This window comes from Rhizobium mesosinicum, assembly GCF_019511345.1.
GTDB classification, from domain to species: Bacteria; Pseudomonadota; Alphaproteobacteria; order Rhizobiales; family Rhizobiaceae; genus Rhizobium; species Rhizobium mesosinicum.
This window is the reverse complement of the sequence record NZ_JAEUAK010000007.1, coordinates 188,598-208,586: the sequence shown is the minus strand read 5'-3', so window position 1 is coordinate 208,586 and position 19,989 is coordinate 188,598. Positions and strand designations below refer to the sequence as shown.

Sequence of the window (19,989 nt, the reverse complement as noted above, 5' to 3'; positions counted from 1 at the left end):
AAGGTCGTGATGGCGCATGCCTCGGAGAACCCCTACCTCGCGGCGCGCCTCGAATGGAACGAGCGCTACGGGTCCTATGTGCGGGCAGCGGCGGCCTGGCGCATCGTTGCCATTCTCTCTCTGTCGATCGCCCTCGTCGGCGTCGGCTACGCACTATACCTGAGCACCCAGGTAAAACTCGTCCCTTATATCGTCGAGGTCGACAGGCTTGGTACGCCCTCTTCGGCCGGGTTTCCCGAGCATATCGAATATGCGGATGTCCGCGTCGTGCGCGCGATACTTGGCGGCTTCGTCACCAGCTTTCGCTCGGTCACCCCCGATGCTGTCGTGCAGAAGCAATATATCGACCGGACCTATGCGCTGCTCAGGACCTCCGACCCGTCGACCCAGAAGATCAACGCCTGGTTTCGGGGCAATTCCCCGTTTGAAAAGGCGAAGACCGCAACGGTGGCCGTCGAAGTCAACAATATCGTGGCATTGTCGAACCAGTCGTACCAGATCGACTGGACCGAGTTCGAACGTGATCGACGCGGCAAGGAAACCGGCACACGACGGTTCAGGGCGATCGCTACCGTGACGATGACGGCACCACAGGACGAGGCGACGATCCGCCTAAACCCGATCGGGCTTTATCTCAAAGACCTCGACTGGACCGCACAGCTATGAAACGAGGACAATTCATGGATTGCAGGACGCATCGATCGCTTACCTTCTCCTTTATGATCCTTGCTGCGATGGCCGCCAGCGTGGCGCCGGCCAAGGCACAATCGCTGAGCGCAAACGAGACGAAGGGGACGAGCCTGTCGTCGAAATGGCGCGACGGCCGCGGCCTCGTGACGAGAGGCCCCGATGGCAAGATTGTCTTCCTCTTCGGCGAGACCCAGCCCTCCATCGTCTGTTCACCGCTCCAGGTCTGCGACATCGAGCTCGAACCGGGCGAAGTGGTGCGCGACGTTCTCGTCGGCGATACGGTCAGGTGGAAGGTCGAGCCGGCAACTTCGGGAGCGGTCGGGGGGCAGGCGATCCACCTGATCGTCAAGCCCGCAGAGCCCGGCTTGGTGACATCGATGGTCATCACGACATCCCGGCGCACCTACCATATCCAGCTGAGGTCCCATCCCAACCAGTATATGGCACGCGTCGGCTTTTCCTATCCGGACGACGTTTCCGACAGGCTCGCCGAAGTGAATGCACGTCTGGAGGTCAAAGGGGCGCCCGGAACGGGCGTGCCGGCAGAAGGTCTGAACTTTTCCTATACCGTCAGCGGCAGCGCAGCATGGAAGCCGACGCGCGTCTATTCCGACGGGCTAAAGACCTATATCCAGTTCCCCCGCACCCTGGCCGGACAGGACGCACCCGTTCTCTTCGTCGTTTCCGGCGGGCAGAACCGCATCGTCAACTATCGCCTCGCAAACGACATGATGGTGGTCGACTACAATATCGAACGCGCCGTCCTCGTCTCCGGCGTCGGCTGGCGCAAGCAGCAGGTCACGATCCGGCGGAGCAGCTGACATGCGCCGATCCCTCCTTGCATTCGCCTGCTGCGTGGCTCTCGACAGCTGCCAGGCTCCGAGCGGCGACGGGGGGCTTGCGATCGAGCCAGCACCGGTTTCGCCGGACGTCGCGGCGGTGATCGCAGGCGACATGGCGGTCCGGCTTTCCGAGCGTCTGTCTCCTGCATCGAGCCTGATCAGACTCTCAGATGAGGCGTCGGAATTCTCGCCGGCGCTGCGCGCGTCGCTGAAAGCGTCCGGCTACACCGTCGCGAGCGGTGCGACACCCAAGGCGAAGGCGATCATCCTCTCCTACGGTCTTACGCAATCTGCCGATGGCCTTCTCGCCAGTCTCTCGACAGACGAAATACGGCTTGCCCGAATCTACGCCGTCTCGGGTGCGCGGGTAACGCCGACCGGCCCTTTGTCCGTCACGACGTTCTAGCAGGAGCACGCCATGGCTCAATCACTCCAGCTCGGGCACCTACCGGAGGGACAGAGCCAGCCGATGCGTCGCCTCAGCAGGTTGCCGGTGCTCGTAACGCTCGGCCTGATCCTGATCTTCTTTGCTGTGATCATTTTCGGCCTTGCAGGCAGGGGATTCTACGGGAGGCAAGCGCAGCAGGAAGATGGAACCGGCATCCCCGCATCGAACTATGCGGACCAGCTCAAACGGGGGATTCAGGACGGCATAATCGGCGAGCCAGAGCCGGCGGACCGGTTCAAACCGCAGCCTCCCGAGACGGCGCCCAATCAGTTGGCGCCCGAACCACCGCCCGTCGTTCAGAAGGCGGCTCCAGAAGCGATAGAGCCGGAGTCCGACGACGTTTTCGAAGCTCGGCTGGCACGCGAAGGGCGCGAACGCTATCTGCGGGAGATCGAGCGCCGCCGCATGGCACGTCTGCAGGCGGCGGAAGCGGCGCTGGATTCGCCGCTTCAGGTCGATGTCACGCAGGCGCGCGTCCCCGCGCCAACTGGCGATGAGGGAGAGGGACGCTCCGCCGGCAGAGCGCCAGCGGCGCCCCTCGATCTCTATCAAGCGGCGCTCGAGGCGGGTTCTGCCGGCCAGAATGCCGATCCAAACAAGCAGCTCTCGAAGGAGGATTTCTTCAACGGGGACATAAAGGAGCTCGGCTACCTGCCAAACAGGGTCGTGCCACAGCTTTCGCCCTATGAGCTCAAACGGGGATCTGTCATTCCCGCAACGCTGATTTCCGGCATCAATTCGGACCTGCCGGGGCGGATCAGCGCCCAGGTCAGCCAGAACGTCTACGACAGCGCGACCGGCAACCGCCTGCTGATCCCGCAAGGGGCAAAACTCTTCGGTCGCTACGATTCGAAGATCGCTTTCGGCCAGGCGCGCGTACTGGTCGTGTGGACCGACCTCATCTTCCCGAACGGCCAGACGCTGCAGATCGGCGGCATGGCGGGCACGGACGCCGAAGGTTACGGGGGCTTCAGGGATCGCGTCGGCAACCACACGCTTCGCACGTTTGGGTCAGCCGCCCTCATCGCGCTGATTGGAACGGGCATCGATGCCTCCATTCCCGAAAGCTCGACGCGGGCGACAGAGGACACCGCCTCTGACGCAGCAAGGCGCAATTTCGCGGAAAGCTTCGGACGCGTTGCCGAGCGGACGATCGACAAGAACCTGAACGTCCAGCCGACATTGCAAATCCGACCCGGTTACAGGTTCAACCTCCTCGTCGATCAGGATATCGTCTTTCCGGGCGCCTATCCCGCATTCTAGCGCCGATACCATGGGATTTGACCGAACTATCCGACACGGACACCTATTATCAGAACGGCGTCGCCTGACCCAATTGTTTGCAGCGAAAGGACGCTGCTAAGCCGAACGTCGCGGTCCGACATCGCTATGGGTGTATTCGCACGCAGCTCAAATCCCACCCTTAGGTAGCACGGGAGCGCGTTCTCCGGCGCGTTACAACGACCTGCCAAAAATATCCTGGCATCGGCAGTCCAGTTCGAAGCCGTACGCGCTCGCTTTGATGCCAGCGCCGCGGCTCGCGTTTTCAAATCAGCCCGAGGCGCGTCGCCAGATAGATCGCATTCGACATCGTATGGGCACCGAGCTTGCGCCGCGCGCCGTCCAGATAGTAGCGAACGGTCACCTTCTTGATCCCGAGGATGTCGGCCGTCAGCGACATCGATTTGCCGCGTGCGGCCCAGCTCAGGCATTCCTTTTCCCGCACGGACAGGCTGACATCCGCTCTGCGCATGGTGGACGGGTCGGCGATTTTTAGCGTTGCATGGACCATTGCTGTGGCGGTCGCCGCACGAATGTCATCGATTGCGCCGTCGAATTGGAAATCGGGAAGCTTCGATGCCAGTGTCAAAACCGCTATTCGACCAAATTCGGTGGGGATCGGCATGGAGAGCCCGGAAACGATGCCGAATTGACGCGCATGCTCGTAGAATTTTCGTTCCTCCGGTGAAGAGGACCACCACAGGCCCGTCGCCGACCAATGAAATGGCTTCAGCAAGCGTTTTGCGGCAGTGATAACGGGATCGACCGTCTGATACTGGTTTGCAAAGTAGATATCTTGCCATTCCGGCGGATAGTTAGAGAAGGCTTCGGTATCGCCGGCACGCACGTTTACATAAGCGAAATGGTCGAAGCCGCATTGCTCGGCGAATGACAAGAGTGCGTGGTGCGTCGAACGTTCATCGGTCGAAAGGCTTAGAACATCAATCAGGTTATCCAGTCGTTTCTTCAATACACATCGCTCCCGTTGGCCGGCTTCGCGACTAAAGACAATCGCCCAACCGGGCATCCTCGCCACTCCATATGCCTGCAACCTGGATTAAACACCTATGACACGATAATTGGAATCCGTACTTATTCAGGGTTGATTTGACCAACGAAGACATAGCCGCCCAGACGGACGGTCTGGATGAGTTCGGCGGCATTTCCGCCCTGGGCCAGCTTGCGGCGCAGCCGGCAGATGTGCACGTCCACACTACGCTCGAGCGGCCTGCCGAGGCCGATATGCGTGGCGTCCAAAAGCGCCCGACGTGACAGGATGACGCCTGGCTGTCGGCACAGGGCGATCAGGATCTCGAATTCTGCCGCCAGTAGTGCGACATGCGAGCCGTCAGGCGCCACTAACTCGCGACGGCGCGGGTCGACGCCCCAGCCCTCAAAATTGAGGGTGAACCGACGCTCGTCCTCATACAAATCGGATCTGCGCAGGAGTGCGCGAACATGGACCATCAGCCGGCGCATGTCCGTGTGAAAGGGAAGGCAATAGTCAGCGCCCGCCTCAAGACCATCGAGTTGCTCCTCAGCTCCACTCAAAAGGATGATCGGTATCGAACTCGCGGCGCGGATGCGCCGGCACAGGTCGAGGCCTATTTCCGCCGTGGCGGACGCGGAGATGATGAGAATTCGACAGCGACCGCCTGACCGCGCTTGAGCGGGGGCTTGAGCGGGCGCGACGACCGTGCTTGCGAGATCGTGTCTGCCGAGCTCCTCCACCAGTGGTGCGGCGGAGGAGAAATCGTCGGTGGCAATGAGTATGGCGGACTTCCGTCGCGGCGTTTCCATCCGGTCAGGACAGCACAGAATGCGGCACCTTCAAGTCGCAGATGTGAGGGGATCAATCGGCGTGGGCGAAAGCTCCAAGCCGCCGTATCCTCAGAGGAAATAACATTTAATATCATAGTCTTTGCAGCCATTGACCGTTCATGGCATCGTTGCGCACAAGAGTTGTCGAGTCGAAAAGGAACTCGATTTCTCGCGGTCCGCCCGTGAAACCCAATATCGTCATAAGCTCGCTCGATGCCGACTTCTCGCTGACGCTCCGTCATATCCTCGAGGTTGAGGGGTTTTCTACCGACCTTGCCATGGGCCCGGCTGAAACGGTCGACGCGATCAGGCAGAAACAGAACGTCGGGCTCGTTCTTGACGGCAGGAATGAGTTCGCAATCAACCTTTGCAGGTCACTCAGATCGGATGCAGGGATCGGCCAAGTTCGCATTGTCACGCTCGTCCCGAAAGAAGCGGAGCACCGTTACGAGGCGTTTCTCAACGCCGGCGTGGATGAGGTCTTTATCCGGCCGATCGAGCCCGACCGATATCTGCGCGCGCTCAAACGACTGCTTGGCGCCAACGGCCGCCGATCGTGCATGCATCAGGAACAAGAGGCCATCCAACACCGGGGGCTGACCGTCGACCCGCGCGCCCATCGTGTGATGTATGACGGTCGCGATATTCATCTTGGGCCGATCGAATTCGCACTGTTGCGGACGATGACGGGCGAGCCCAGCCGCGCCTTCCGGCGCGACGAACTGGCGTCCTTGGCCTGGCCGCAAGCCGTATTCGTGGACCCGAAAACCGTCAACGTCCATATCGGCAGGCTCCGAAGGGCGCTTTCGGCCGTCATGGCAAGGGACATCATCCGTACCGTTCGCGGGATCGGTTACGGCATCGAATTCGACCGGGAATGAAGAAAGGGCAGCCGTATGAGCCAGATCCGTCCGATCGTGATCATCAATGCGATCGTCATCACAGGTGACGGCGTAACCGTGCTCGACAAGGCGAGCGTGCTTCTTGCAAATGGCCGGATAGAGGCGGTCGTAGAGCTCGATCTGCCTTCGCTCTTCCCAGACCATCTTGTGCTGGACGCGTCGGGATGCATCGTCATGCCCGGAGTGATCAACGCCCACGCGCATGGCTGCGTCTTCGGTCCTTCAATGCCAAGCGGATCAGCACCCTTCGATCAAAGAGAGGTCGACTACCAGCGTAACCGCCACCTCCTGTCTGGCACGACGACGTTGCTAAACGTCTGCGGCCTTGCGCTCGACGACGAGATCGATGCCGGCCCCAATGGGGGCCATCCGCTTGACGTCCATATCAGCACCGCTCACACGCCAGCCAGCCTCGCCGCCGCTCGAGCAGTCGATGGCGAAGGGCTTTCGGCCAGACATCTGGCAGCAAGGATCGATGACCTTCTTAGCCGCGGCGCCAAGGCGCTTGGCGAGGCCGGCGGTGGCCAGACGCTTGGCGGGGGCGCCCAGGATTACCGCATTCTTCCTGCCGCGATCGAAAAAGCCTGCGGCATCGTCGTGCATCCGAACTTGGCGCGGCTCCTCAAAGAAGCGACGCTCGGGCGCAGTCTGGACGGAGCGGACACCGCGGGCGACGAAGCGCTCGCGCGTTTGATGGAGGAGAACGGGCTCGGGCGGCATTTCACGGCTGAAAGCCTGTCCAGTCTGATCCGCGAGACGGTGATGCCGCCAGTAGCGCTCGCCCGCAGGGGTCTTGCGGAAATTGCCGGCGAGGCTGCCCGCACGGGAATACCGGCTATTTTCCATAACGCAGCACCAACGGCCAGCCAGCTGATCGATCTTGCAAGAGCCCATCCAAAGGCGAGGATTGTCGCCGGCCATAGCAACCATCCCTCGTTCACGGCCCAGGAAGCCTTGGAGACTGCCGTGGCGCTGCGCGATCTCGGCGCCAGCATCGACGTTTCGACACTCGACGGCATCTCGACACGTTGGCGCAATGGGCCGGGCAATGTCGATGCCCTGGTCGAAGCCGGTCTCGTCGATACGATTTCGACCGATTTTGCCGGCGGCGACTGGGATGGTATCCTGGAGGCGGTTCATCGGCTGGTGAGAAAGAGGCTGTGCCTGCCGGCAGCAGCTATTGCCAAGGCGACGGGAAACGTGGCGCGGATCTTTCCTGAGCTTGCGGGCGACCGCGGCTTGATCGCCAGAGGCAAGCGTGCCGACATCGTCATCTGCCACTCCCACAATCTCGCCCGGGTCCGCCACGTCCTCTGCGCCGGCAGGATCGTCGTCTTCAACGGAGAGCTCCGATTCAACTCCATCTCATCTCAGGAGGTGTCAGAAGGTGCCTAAGACGACTTGGTCGAGCGCCCGAGGAATCTGGTGATTGCGGCCGGGTCTCCGTCCGGCAGTGCCGCGACGGCATCGATAAGCTCCTGCTGGTGTTTTTCCTGAAGCCGATGTCGAGTAACAGTCTCGAACTTCTGCACGATCGCCGACCAATCCATCGGTTTCGCCCGTTCTCCAAGCGGGGTGTGGACAGAAGAGACAAGCTGCAACGTGCGTGTGCTCACGATCACTCGCGCCAGGGTCTGCGCCGGGAAAGACCGATCGATTTGCGGATCGACCGTCATCCGTACTTTGCGTGCCAACCGCTGCAGGTCTTTGCGTCCGATCGCACTGGCATCAATCGGCGACAGTGCCTTGCTGCCGTCTCGCGCAAAAATCGCCACACAATAGGGAAGACTATATTGCACATCGATCAGGCTTTGCGGTTCGAGACTGTTTGCGAGTTTCTGAACCCAGGAAAAGGTTTGAACCTCGATCTCGACGATGTCATCGGCGTCGATCGTATCCGCTGCGGCGATTTCGCCATAGGCGTCGAGGGCTGCATGAATATAGCGGCAACAGCCATAGGGCTTGAAATAGGTATCGCCGATTTCCCATCGGCGACCGAGGTCTGCAACGATGCGCGCGCCATCGTAATAGTCGGAATGATCGAGAATATCTGCGGGACCGGTAAACCCTGCACCTCCCAGATGAGCTGCCGTCAGCCCGAGAATGCTGCTCCAGGCAATGCCTTCCTTCACATCGTTGCCGGTCATTTTCGAATAGCCCGAGCTGCCGTTGGCAAGCTGGTTGGGCGCAAGCACGCCGGCGATCGCGAGCGCATGGGCAAGGCGATCGGGTTCGAGCCGAAGCAGACGGCCGGCCGTTGCGGCCGCTGCAAAGCTCGCCCAGCGCCCCGACTGCCGCGTCCTAATCCGTTCGGCGATCTGGCCAGCTGAAATCCGCACCCCGACATCATAGCCACAGATGACGGCGCTCAACAGTTCTGCGCCGGTTGCGCCGGCGCGAGCTGTCAACATCAAAGCGGCCGGAATGACTGCTGCACCCGGATGGCCGCGAGCCGCACGATGTCCATCATCAATGTCGAGGGCAGTCGCGGCTGTCGAATTGCAGAACAGCGCGCCGGTGGGCGAGCTATTCCCAGTTAGCCAGATCGTGTCGGTGCCAGTTCCAAAAACGGAGGTGGCAATGGAGCGCGCCGCAACGGGGCCGGGCATGTCGGCGCCGGCAACAGCAGCGCCCACGAGGTCCAGGATGCAGCGTCGGGCGACATCGTTAAGTTCGGCCGGATAAGCGGTCGGGCCCTGGCATACATGATCTGCAAGGACGCGGCTCAGACAGTGCATCCGGCGATCCGATCGGCATCAGCGGCCCGGCAATATTTCTCGTAGCTCGCCTGCGCAACGAAAAGATCGAGCATGGGCAGGCCGACACACGTGATGCAGGTCGGCCCATCCGCATCCAGAGACCAGTCCTGCATATCTGAGAGCGAGCGAATGCCGATCAGCGGCCCGACGGCTTCCATCGACAGGCCCTGGCGGGAAAAATGCAAAGCGATGCTCTGCGAATTGCGCCGCGAAACGGTCGGAAGGTCGTCGCAGATGACGAGCCCGGAGCGCAGTACGCGCCGCAGGTAGTCCGCCGGCGCCTCGTCGCCGCCGAGATGAAGGGTCGTCGCCGCTTCTTGGAGCTCCTCGTCACCAAACACCGGGGCGCGGGCATTGGTTGCTGTGATAACGAGCGCGCAGTCGCGCATCGCCCTGTTATCCTCGACGCAGAGGAGGGGGATCTTCGTCTCGGCCGAAAGCGCGATCGCCAGGGCACGAGCATTTTCGATCCTGCGGCTGCGGATGAAGATCTGCTCAATCCCGGTTTCGCAGGAATAGGTGAGCGAGCGGATCACGCTGCGGGCGACCGGCCCCGATCCCAGAAGGAAGACGGAGACGGTGGCCTGCCGGCGCAGGCATCGCTCGGCGACGATCGATGCGTAGGTTCCGGTCCGGTCGGCCGACAGAGCCGTTTCGTCGAGGATGGCGATTGGCCGAAGCGTATATTTGTCGAAGAGGATGAAGGTCGACGTCGATCGCGGCAGGCCAAGACGCCGATTGAACGCATTCGCCCCGATGACCTTCACACCGCCATATGTCGAATTCACGCCGTAGAGCGACGACAGTTTCCAGCCGAGCCGCTCGTCGGCAAAGTCCTCCCTGAAGGCGGAGAAGTCAGGCCTTGACCAGAACTCCTCCTCCGAAAGCGAAAAGACCGCCTTTCCGCCGCGCGCTGTTCCCGATCGGATTTCATCCCAGGCTTTGGCCGTGGCCAAGTGAATCTCGCCGATCGTCAAAGCGCGATCGCTGTGCTCCATGTCTCCGGCATTTAAAAACAAGATATCGTCCGATGCCTTCATCGTCGTCTCCTCCCTTGTCGCGATCTAAGGCCTGCACGGTTTGAGCTTAGGGTTTTTGCCGGGAGCTGCGGGTGAATATTTGGCCAATCTTTTCTGCTGCATGACGCGGTGAATGCGACGGTTCGGAAACCTTTCGAGGACGTTTCGGTGCTGATGGCGCGCAGCGGTGGTGCCATCCACCGGTTCGCTTTTCGAGGCGGAGTGGCCACCGCGTTTCGGGAACAAAGAGACATGCTTGATGTTCTCGGCCAAGGAGGTGCCCATGCAGAAATTTTTCTTTCAGGTTATCGACCGCACAAGCCCCGAACCAGCCGAAGTCGCGCACGAATTCTCAAGCCTCGATGATGCCAAGCGCGAGGCAAAACTGGCGCTTGCCCAAATGGCCTGCGATGGGCTGCCGGAGGCTCCGCTCAACATGATCTCTGTCGAACTCTTCGATGAAGATCGTGCCCCGATTGCCGAATTCCGGCTGCTTCTCGAGGAGATCTCAAAAACGCCACCGCCTACACCGCCCGTCGGACAATAAGAGCCACCAAGGTCACCGTCGGCCTTGCGAAGTCTTCGGAGTGCCTGCGATCGCCTGCGGTCGGTCTCGGTTCCCGGGTCACGCGGACCGTCGCATGCACCGGTAATGGGGTCTGGTCTTGCAGGACCATAGGACTGGGACGCTCGCCAACGAAATCCTTGCACTGGACGGGACAGAACGGAACTTCGAGGTTTTCGGCGGCGTTAGGCGACCAACAGATGGAGGAAGAGATGACCCAGTCCAAATCCCCCGCCGTCGAGGCTTATGAGCTCGACAAGGCAAAGCAGGAGCGCGGAAACGACGGCGCGCTCGACAAGGCGCTCGAGGATACGTTTCCAGCCTCCGATCCGGTATCGCATTCGATCACCTCGGTCGCCGGCGCGCCGCCGGCCACCGAAAACACAGACAGCAACGGCCTCCTCGGCGGGATCAGGGCCTGGATCAAGGATAATCCGATCGCAGCCGTCGCCGTCACTGCTGCTGTCGCATGGATCATCGGCTCCAATCGATAAAAGCAGCCTTGTCTGCCGATCCTGACCCAGCGATGGTCCTGGAAAAGTCGTCTCCGGTTTCCTCAACCGCATCTGTCAGCGGACGGAATCTGTCGCAGGCGCGCAGCCACGCCTCGTAGATTTGATAAGGCGAGGCACCCGGCAGGCTGGGTTTGTCCCTTCGCATGCACCTTCCGTCGCCTCGAGTGGGAACAAGTAAAGCGCCCGCAGGTTCACCTCGGCAATCTTCAAAGACTGTTCATGCGACTGGACACGCGGAGACAGACCGAGTGATGACAACTGCAATCTCTTCGACCGCTTTCCCTCACTCTGCGCGGATCTACTATGTCAACCCGCTTCTGCTGTCGGGCAGAGACCGCTGGCTCGAGATCTTCGACCATGCAGCCTTTCTTGGCTTCGATACCGTGCTGTCGGCCCCGCCTTTCCAAAGAACAGGTGAAAGCCTCTTCTCGCCACACGAATATGCCAGCCTCGATCCAGCCCTCAGCCTTTCCGGGAATGCCGAGGAGGCGCTTGCAATGCTGGCAGGCGAGGCCGACGCTCGCGGGATCAACTTGACGCTGGACCTCGCGGTCAGCGCAGTCGCCGAATGGAGCGATCAGGCGCGGCTGTCTCTCGACCCGCGACGATCGCCGCTCACGCCGTTCCGTGCCCCGGCCTCGTCGGCCTCGCCCGGGCTGATAGATGCGTGGCAGAAGAGGCTGTCCCGCCTCGCCGCTGCCGGAATTGCTGGCTACCGGCTTGTCGGCCTAGATCTCCTGGAGATCTCCGAATGGCAGCAACTGATCGCCGCCGCCCGGACCGCAAACCCGTCAACGGCTTTTCTTGCCTATACCCCCGGTACCGACTTTGCCCTTAGAACCAGTCTGCGCGATTGCGGGCTCGACGCCACATTCACCTCGCTTGCCTGGTGGGACCTGCGGGAAAGCTGGATCCTTGAAGAATATCGGCTGCAGCGCCCGCTCGGACCGCAGATAGCCTTTCCGGAACCCCCTTTCGGCAAGCGCCTTGCGCATGGCACGGAGAGCAGAGAGATCCGTGAGCGGCGGTCGCGGCGGGCCCTGCGCCTGGCGGTGGAGATCGGCGACGGTCTTCTTGTGCCGATGGGTTTCGAATTCGGAGCGGTGCTGCCGCTCGACCCGACACAAGGGCATGGCGAAGGCCTGCGCAGGCTGAGAGCCGAAGGCATCTTCGATCTGACCCGCGAGTTGCGCGATCTGCTGGCAGCCCGCGGCAATACGGCAAAACAGCTGGTCAATTGCGAAATCGCGAACCAGGTGACTGTCATCTCGCAAGCCGACGTGGCTGATATCAGGAGCGCCCGCTCCGTACAGCTGCTTGCAGTCAATCGGGACCTGCGTCGTTCCGCCCTCCTTCCCGACACCATTCTCAATCGGGCCGTAGCACCCTTCGTGCCCGTGGATGCAGCGACATCTTACCTGCGCCTAAAGCCTGGCGAGACGCGTTTGATCAAAACCCAGGCGCGCGCCGCCATTACCGCCGAGCGGGGTGACCTGCCGCTCGACCAGGCGACGTCCTCGCCGCGCATCGCTATCGAAAAAGTCGCGCCGGCGGTCGACGACGGTCGCTTTCCGATCAAGCGCATCGTCGGCGAGACGGTCGTCGTCGAGGCCGATATCTTCGCCGACGGGCACGATCTTCTGTCGGCAGCGCTTCTCTTCCGCCCGCGCGGACAGGAAGTGTGGCGCGAAGCGCGCATGAGCCTTTTCGAAAACGATCGGTGGAAAGGCAGTTTCGTTCTCGATCGTGTCGGCCGGTTCGAGTTCTGCGTGGAAGCTTGGAAGAACCCGTTTGCGATTTTCCGCTACGAGCTCGTCAAGAAACACGAAGCCCGCCTCGACCTCAGTCTGGAAATCATCGAAGGGGAAGAATTGATACGCGGGGCGGCGGCCGATCCGGCTGCGGCGATGGCGGCCGCGGAGCGGAGCGAGCTTGAAGCGCTTCTCCGCGAACTCGAGCGCCGGGAGGGCGCCACGAAACTTGACATCCTGCTGGCACCGCATACCGCCGAGCTCATGGCGCGCGCCGACCAGCGCCCCTTTGCCTGCCGCACAAGTGTCTACGGCGTTGAATCGGAGCGGCGTGAGGCCGGATTTTCAAGCTGGTACCAGATCTTTCCGCGTTCCCAGAGCGGCGACCCGAACCGTCACGGCACATTCGACGACGTAATCCCCCGTCTGCCGGCCATTCGCGACATGGGTTTCGACGTTCTTTATTTTCCGCCGATCCACCCGATCGGCCGCACCAACCGCAAGGGTCGCAACAATTCTCTGGCCGCCGCACCCAACGATCCGGGCAGTCCCTACGCCATTGGCTCGGAAGCCGGTGGTCACGAGGCCATTCACCCCGAGCTCGGGGAATTCGATGACTTCGAACGCTTGGTCGATGAGGCGAGAAAGGTCGGGCTGGAGATCGCCCTCGATCTCGCGATCCAGGCCTCGCCCGACCATCCGTGGCTGCGCGAACATCCCGGCTGGTTCGATTGGCGTCCGGACGGCACCATCCGTTATGCCGAAAACCCTCCGAAGAAATACGAGGATATCGTCAACGTCGATTTCTACGCCAAGGATGCCATTCCGGACCTGTGGGTGGAACTGCGCGATATCGTCGAGATGTGGGTCGACGAAGGCGTCAGGCTGTTTCGCGTCGACAATCCGCACACAAAGCCTTTTCCGTTTTGGGAATGGCTGATCGGCGACATTCGCGCGCGCCACCCCGACGTCATTTTTCTGTCGGAAGCCTTCACCCGTCCCAAGGTCATGTACCGGCTGGCCAAGATCGGCTTCTCGCAATCCTATACGTATTTCACCTGGCGCAACGAAAGGTGGGAGCTCGAGCAATATATGAGCGAGCTTACCGCAAGCGAGGTACGCGAATTCTTCCGGCCGCATTTCTTCGTCAATACCCACGACATAAACCCCGACTTCCTGCAAAACGCGCCGCGGCCTGCTTTTGTCATCCGTGCCGCGCTCGCCGCCACGCTGTCGGGGCTTTGGGGCGTCTATAACGGGTTCGAGCTTTGCGAGGGACGCCCCGACGCCAAGCGCAAGGAATATGCCGACAGCGAAAAATACGAGATCCGCGCCTGGGATTACGACCGCCCCGGCAACATCAAGGCGGAGATCGCGATGCTCAACCGCATCCGCAGGGACAATCCGGCACTCCATTCGCATCTCGGCCTGACGCTTTTGCCCTCATCGAACAGCAACGTCATGTTTTTCGAGAAGGCAGATGCCGACCGTCATAACGTGCTGCTGATCGCCGTCACTCTCAACCCGCACGGGATCGAGGAGAGCGGTGTCGAGTTTCCCCTCTGGAAGTTCGGCCTCGCCGATACGAGCGCGCTGGCACTCGAAGATCTTGTCAGCGGCCAGAATTTCAAGCGCACCGGAAAGTGGCAAACGATCAGGCTGGACCCGGCCCATTTGCCCTTCGCCATCTGGCGGGTCAGGGTAGGAGAAGCCTGAGATGGACACAGCCTTCATAGAAGACAGCAAGCCGATAACCGTCGATACGCTCTGGTACAAGGATGCGATCATCTATCAACTACACATCAAGTCCTTTTACGACGCGAACGGCGACGGTATCGGCGATTTCGAGGGCCTCTACCAAAAGCTCGACCATATCGCGGCTCTCGGCGTCAATGCCATCTGGCTTCTTCCCTTCTTCCCCTCGCCGCGCCGCGACGACGGCTACGACATTGCCGACTACCGCAATGTCAGTGCCGACTATGGTACGCTCGACGACTTTCGCCGGTTCGTCGCAGCCGCCCACGAGCGCCATATCAGGGTGATCATCGAACTCGTCATCAATCACACCTCCGATCAGCATCCCTGGTTCCAGCGCGCCCGCCAAGCGCCGGCTGGTAGCGCCGAGCGTGATTTCTATGTGTGGTCGGACAATGACCACAAATTCCCAGAGACCCGTATCATCTTCCTCGACACGGAAAAATCGAACTGGACGTTCGATCCCGTCGCCGGCGCCTATTACTGGCATCGCTTCTATTCCCATCAACCAGACCTCAACTTCGATAATCCGAAGGTGATGGAAGAGCTCATCGACATCATGCGCTTTTGGCTCGAAACCGGCATTGACGGTTTCCGGCTTGATGCAATTCCCTATCTGGTCGAGCGTGAGGGCACCAATAACGAGAACTTGCCGGAAACGCATGCAGTCCTCAAGCAGATCCGCGCAGCCCTCGATGCCACTCATCCGGGCGTCATGCTCTTGGCCGAAGCCAATCAATGGCCGGAAGATACGCGGGAATATTTCGGTGACGGGGACGAGTGCCACATGGCCTTCCACTTCCCGTTGATGCCGCGCATGTACATGGCGATCGCCAAGGAGGACCGCTTCCCGATCACCGATATCATGCGACAGACGCCGGATATTCCGGACACCTGTCAATGGGCGATCTTCCTGAGGAACCATGACGAGCTGACGCTGGAAATGGTGACGGATGCCGAGCGCGACTATCTCTGGGAGACCTACGCGTCCGACAAGCGGGCCCGCATCAATCTTGGTATCCGTCGCCGGCTGGCACCGCTCATGGAGCGAGACCGGCGGCGGATAGAATTGATGAACGCGCTTTTGTTGTCGATGCCCGGAACACCCGTCGTCTATTATGGGGACGAGATCGGCATGGGCGACAATATCTATCTCGGCGATAGGGATGGCGTGCGCACGCCGATGCAATGGTCGCCCGACCGCAACGGCGGCTTTTCGCGGGCAGATCCCGCCCGCCTCGTCCTGCCGCCCGTCGCAGATCCTCTTTACGGCTTCGAGGCGCTGAACGTCGAGGCACAGGTCGCCGACGCCCATTCACTCTTGAACTGGACGCGGCGAATGTTGGCGCTGCGGCGCCGTCACAGCGCCTTCGGACGCGGGTCCTTGCGGTTCCTGACGCCGAGTAACCGTCGGATCCTCGCCTATCTGCGCGAATATGGAGACGAGGTCATCCTCTGCGTCGCCAATCTATCGCGCCTTCCGCAGGCCGTCGAACTCGATCTGTCGGCCTTCGAAGGCCGCATCCCGATAGAGCTTACCGGCATGTCGCCCTTTCCACCGATCGGGCAGCTCACCTATCTTTTAACGCTCCCACCCTACGGCTTCTTCTGGTTCGAGCTCAACAGCGAGGCGGACGGCCCAGCTTGGCGCACGGCGCCGCCCGAGCAGCTGGCCGACTTCCTCACGGTCGTCATCCGGCGCAGCCTGACTGAACTTGTCGAGCAACCCCAACACGCAGCAATGCTGAGCCGCGACATCCTGCCGGCCTACCTGTCCAAACGGCGCTGGTTTGGCGCCAAGGACCAGGCGCTTCAGGAGGCTCGGCTCGTGTCCGCCACGCCTATTCCCTTTGCCGATGGTGTGGTTCTCGGCGAGCTTGAGGCCGTGCTGCCCGATCATGTTGAGAGCTATCAGTTGCCGCTTGCGGCCGAATGGGACGATACACCGCCCAACGTGCTCGGCCAGCAGCTCTCGCTCGCTCGCATCCGGCAGGGTCGCCGTGTCGGCTTCCTGACGGACGGATTCGCTGTCGAGACGATGGCGCGCGGCATCCTGCGAGGCCTGCGCGACCGGTCGGTCGTCAGCGGGCGCACGGGGCAGATCGAGTTCATCGGCACCGACCAGCTCGACCGCCTGGCGCTCTCTGACGATATTCCGATCCATTGGCTGTCGGCGGAGCAATCCAACAGCTCACTGATTGTCGGCGACGCGGCGATGATCAAGCTGATCCGACATGTCTTCGTCGGCATTCATCCCGAGGTCGAGATGACCCGCTATCTGACGGAGCACGGCTACGAACATACCGCTCCGTTACTGGGCGAAGTCGTTCGCACCGACAGCGAAGGGCGGCGCTCGACGCTGATCATCGCCCAGGGCGCAATCCGCAACCAGGGCGACGCTTGGAACTGGATGCTTGCCAACCTCAGACGTGTGGCCGACGAGATCGTCATGACGGAAGCCGCCGTCGAAAACGCCGACGAGCAATTGCGACCGCTCGTCAATTTCGTCGCAATGATCGGAGAGAGGCTAGGCGAACTGCATGCGCTCCTGTCCCGGCCGACGGATGATCAAGCCTTTTCGCCGCGCCGGGCCGACGAGGACGACGTCGAAACCATCCGCAAGTCCGTCACCGGCGAAATTGCTTACGCCTTCTCCAAGCTCACTGATCTCGGTGCAGAGATCGACGATGAAACGGGAGACCGGGCCGCATCGCTCCTGCAGCGACAGGACGCCATTACCGAAATTGCCGGAGCGCTGGCCGACGGAGCCAAAGGAACACTGCTCACGCGCGCCCATGGCGATTTCCATCTTGGCCAGGTCCTGGTGACGGAAGGCGACGCCGTCATCATCGATTTCGAGGGGGAACCGGCCCGCAATCTTGCCGAACGCAGGGCAAAGACAAGTCCTCTGCGGGACGTCGCCGGGCTTTTGCGCTCGCTCGACTACCTGTCGGCGACCGCGAAACTCGAAAACGATGCGATCTCCGACCATCATGACGCGCGCCGGCGCGAGGTCATTTCCCGCTTTAGCGCCACATCTGAACAGGTCTTCTTGCAGGCCTATGCGAAGGCGCTCTCGGCCTCTGCGGACCTGCCCAATTCGGAAGCTGACGTCAGGCGCATCCTCGACGTCTTCCTCTTGGAAAAGGCTGCTTACGAAATCGCCTATGAAGCACGCAATCGCCCGAAGTGGCTACCGATACCGCTGAATGGCTTTACCAACATCCTGACCCGCCTCTCGGGGAGACGCTCATGACGACAGACCTCGCCGACATCTTCTTCGGTGTAAAGGCGGATGCCATCCAGGCCCTCACCGAAGGACGCCATGGCGACCCATTTTCCGTTCTCGGTCCCCATCGATGCGGCGATGGTCGCTTTAGCGTCCGGGTATTCTTACCTGGGGCCTCTGGAGTGGATTTGATCGCCCGCGACAGTGACAGGCTTCTCGCAACGGCGGATCTCGTCCATGCGGCGGGCCTCTTCGGCGCCGTGCTGCCCGAACTGGCCTCCTACCGTTTGCGGATACACTGGCCTGACGCGATCCAGATCACCGATGATCCCTACAGCTTCGGCCCATTGCTCGGCGACCTCGACCTGCACCTCGTCGCCGAAGGCACTCATTACAATTTGACGCGCGCGCTCGGGGCCAATCCGATGACGATCGATGACGTTGCCGGCGTGCGCTTTGCAGTCTGGGCGCCAAACGCACGGCGCGTGTCGGTGGTCGGCGACTTCAACAGCTGGGATGGCCGGCGCCATCCTATGCGGCTTCGGCCTCAGGCGGGTGTCTGGGAAATCTTCATCCCACAGGTGAGCGTCGGCGAGCGCTACAAGTTCGAGATCCTTGATCAGTACGGCAACCTGCTGGCCCAGAAGGCCGATCCGGTCGCCCGGGCGGCGGAGCCGGCGCCATCGACGGCATCGGTGGTGGCCTCCACCGATCCCTTCGCCTGGACCGATTCAGCCTGGTTGAACACCCGCCGCAGCGCCGACAAGCAGGCAGAGGCGATCAGCATCTATGAGGTTCACGCCGGTTCGTGGCTGCGCGACATGAGCGAGGGCGCGCGCATGCTCGACTGGGTGGAGTTATCACAGCGTCTCATACCCTATGTTCGCGACATGGGCTTCACCCATATCGAGTTGCTCCCGATCATGGAGCATCCCTTCGGGGGGTCCTGGGGCTACCAGCCGCTGGGCCTGTTTGCGCCAACCGGCCGCTATGGGACGCCTGAGGATTTTGCCTACTTTGTCGACCGCTGCCATGGCGCCGGGATCGGCGTCATCCTCGACTGGGTGCCGGCGCATTTCCCGACGGATGTCTGGGGTCTGGCGCGTTTTGATGGAACAGCGCTCTATGAGCACGAAGATCCCCGCGAGGGCTTTCACCAGGATTGGAATACGCTGATCTACAATCTCGGTCGCAACGAGGTCAAAGGCTTCCTGATCGCCAGCGCCCTTGAGTGGCTCGAACATTACCATATCGACGGATTGCGCGTCGATGCGGTCGCATCCATGCTTTACCGCGACTACAGTCGGGCGGCGGGCGAATGGATTCCGAACCGTTACGGCGGCCGCGAAAACCTCGAGGCCATTGAGTTCTTCAAGCACCTCAACAGCATCGTTCATGAACGTTTTCCCCATGCGCTAATGATCGCCGAGGAATCGACCGCTTTTCCGAACGTTACGAGATCACCGCAGGAAGGGGGGCTCGGGTTCGACATGAAGTGGAATATGGGGTGGATGCACGACACGCTGCATTACATGTCGGACGATCCTGTCTACCGCAAATATCACCACGGCTCGATGACCTTCGGGATGATCTATGCTTACAGCGAGCGCTTCATTCTTCCGTTCTCCCATGACGAGGTGGTGCACGGGAAGGGATCAATATTTGCCAAGATGCCGGGAGACGTCTGGCAGAAGATAGCCAATCTGCGAGCCCTTTTTGGCTTCATGTGGGGCCATCCCGGCAAGAAGCTCATCTTCATGGGCTCTGAGATTGGCCAGACGACGGAATGGAACCATGACGGTTCGGTGGAGTGGGATCTTCTTGACGATCCCTTTCATTCCGGACTGCAGCGACTGGTGCGCGATCTCAACCGCATCTACCGCCATTTTGCCTGCTTGCACTATGGCGACAGCGAGCCGTCTGGGTTTGAATGGGCAATCGCCGACGATGCGGAAAATTCCGTGCTCGCCATGCTTCGCTATGACCGCGAACGCCGATCGGTCGCTCTCGTCATTTCGAACTTCACCCCGATTCCGCGTCACGATTACCGGGTGGGCGTTCCCATGCCGGGCCACTGGCGGCAGATCCTCAACACCGATGCACGCGTCTATGGGGGCAACGGCGCGACCGGTGGAGATCGCGGGAGCGAGAGTATCGGTGCCCATGGCCGCAGCCAATCACTTCTCATCGACCTTCCGCCGCTGTCGACCATGATTTTCGTGCATGAGGATAGTTTGTCCGCATGAGCCCTAGCTCGATCGAGGCACGGTGCGCTTCCTCTTCGGCGCTTGAAAATCCGACAATCCCTTTGATGGCGCAGAGCGATCGGCTTAACACACAAAAGCTGGCGTGGCCCGAACCCTGATGCCGCCGCGTGGCGAATGCTGCTGCTGCGGAACCAGAAGCGTAGAC

At 61.1% G+C, this 19,989-nt stretch carries 15 protein-coding genes; 11 read left to right on the top strand and 4 right to left on the bottom strand.

Annotated elements, in window-relative coordinates; genetic code table 11:
- Positions 1-9 precede the first annotated feature (9 nt).
- From trbF to trbI, 4 genes are read left to right on the top strand one after another with little or no spacing between them, the layout of a single operon-like run.
- On the top strand, positions 10-666 hold the full coding sequence (trbF, locus tag JNB85_RS19540) for a conjugal transfer protein TrbF (protein ID WP_220336037.1): 657 nt from the start codon (positions 10-12) through the stop codon (positions 664-666).
- 53 nt (positions 667-719) lie between these two features.
- Entirely contained in the window at positions 720-1,511 is a 792-nt protein-coding gene (trbG, locus tag JNB85_RS19535; RefSeq protein WP_223216555.1) for a P-type conjugative transfer protein TrbG, read from the top strand.
- Between the two features lies 1 nt (position 1,512).
- Positions 1,513-1,938: a hypothetical protein gene (locus tag JNB85_RS19530; protein ID WP_220335955.1), complete on the top strand. Its 426-nt coding sequence runs from the start codon at positions 1,513-1,515 to the stop codon at positions 1,936-1,938.
- Positions 1,939-1,950: 12 nt separating this feature from the next.
- A complete protein-coding gene (gene trbI, locus JNB85_RS19525; protein ID WP_220335954.1) occupies positions 1,951-3,243 on the top strand; it encodes an IncP-type conjugal transfer protein TrbI in 1,293 nt (430 codons plus the stop codon).
- A 283-nt stretch (positions 3,244-3,526) separates the two neighbouring features.
- Here the strand turns inward: trbI and JNB85_RS19520 are convergent, their stop codons facing one another.
- The gene (locus JNB85_RS19520; protein WP_220335953.1) at positions 3,527-4,231 is read right to left on the bottom strand and encodes an autoinducer binding domain-containing protein; all 705 of its coding nucleotides are present in this window, start codon (positions 4,229-4,231) and stop codon (positions 3,527-3,529) included.
- Positions 4,232-4,353: 122 nt separating this feature from the next.
- Positions 4,354-5,061 (bottom strand): response regulator transcription factor, encoded by a 708-nt coding sequence (locus JNB85_RS19515; protein ID WP_220335952.1) that lies wholly within the window; start codon positions 5,059-5,061, stop codon positions 4,354-4,356.
- A 203-nt stretch (positions 5,062-5,264) separates the two neighbouring features.
- Between JNB85_RS19515 and JNB85_RS31125 the strand changes: the two genes are divergently transcribed.
- Both JNB85_RS31125 and JNB85_RS19505 read left to right on the top strand, forming a co-directional pair.
- On the top strand, positions 5,265-5,963 hold the full coding sequence (locus JNB85_RS31125; RefSeq protein ID WP_220335951.1) for a winged helix-turn-helix transcriptional regulator: 699 nt from the start codon (positions 5,265-5,267) through the stop codon (positions 5,961-5,963).
- Positions 5,964-5,978: 15 nt separating this feature from the next.
- Positions 5,979-7,379: an amidohydrolase family protein gene (locus JNB85_RS19505; RefSeq protein WP_220335950.1), complete on the top strand. Its 1,401-nt coding sequence runs from the start codon at positions 5,979-5,981 to the stop codon at positions 7,377-7,379.
- Here the strand turns inward: JNB85_RS19505 and JNB85_RS19500 are convergent.
- Positions 7,376-8,722, bottom strand: a complete 1,347-nt coding sequence (locus tag JNB85_RS19500; RefSeq protein WP_220335949.1) for an MmgE/PrpD family protein — start codon at positions 8,720-8,722, stop codon at positions 7,376-7,378. The two genes, JNB85_RS19505 and JNB85_RS19500, sit on opposite strands and share 4 nt — an antisense overlap.
- Complete coding sequence (locus tag JNB85_RS19495; RefSeq protein WP_220335948.1) at positions 8,710-9,783, bottom strand: ornithine cyclodeaminase; 1,074 nt, start codon at positions 9,781-9,783, stop codon at positions 8,710-8,712. The genes JNB85_RS19500 and JNB85_RS19495 overlap by 13 nt, the downstream gene beginning before the upstream one ends.
- Before the next feature lie 262 nt (positions 9,784-10,045).
- On the opposite strand from JNB85_RS19495, the gene JNB85_RS19490 reads away from it, so the two are divergent.
- From JNB85_RS19490 to glgB, 5 genes are all read left to right on the top strand, one after another.
- On the top strand, positions 10,046-10,309 hold the full coding sequence (locus tag JNB85_RS19490) for a DUF6894 family protein (RefSeq protein ID WP_220335947.1): 264 nt from the start codon (positions 10,046-10,048) through the stop codon (positions 10,307-10,309).
- Positions 10,310-10,539: 230 nt separating this feature from the next.
- On the top strand, positions 10,540-10,821 hold the full coding sequence (locus JNB85_RS19485; RefSeq protein WP_220335946.1) for a hypothetical protein: 282 nt from the start codon (positions 10,540-10,542) through the stop codon (positions 10,819-10,821).
- A 272-nt stretch (positions 10,822-11,093) separates the two neighbouring features.
- Complete coding sequence (locus JNB85_RS19480) at positions 11,094-14,309, top strand: alpha-1,4-glucan--maltose-1-phosphate maltosyltransferase (RefSeq protein WP_220336036.1); 3,216 nt, start codon at positions 11,094-11,096, stop codon at positions 14,307-14,309.
- A 1-nt stretch (position 14,310) separates the two neighbouring features.
- A complete protein-coding gene (treS, locus tag JNB85_RS19475) occupies positions 14,311-17,604 on the top strand; it encodes a maltose alpha-D-glucosyltransferase (RefSeq protein ID WP_220335945.1) in 3,294 nt (1,097 codons plus the stop codon).
- Entirely contained in the window at positions 17,601-19,823 is a 2,223-nt protein-coding gene (gene glgB, locus JNB85_RS19470) for a 1,4-alpha-glucan branching protein GlgB (RefSeq protein ID WP_220335944.1), read from the top strand. Before treS ends, glgB begins: the two co-directional genes overlap by 4 nt.
- Positions 19,824-19,989: the final 166 nt, after the last annotated feature.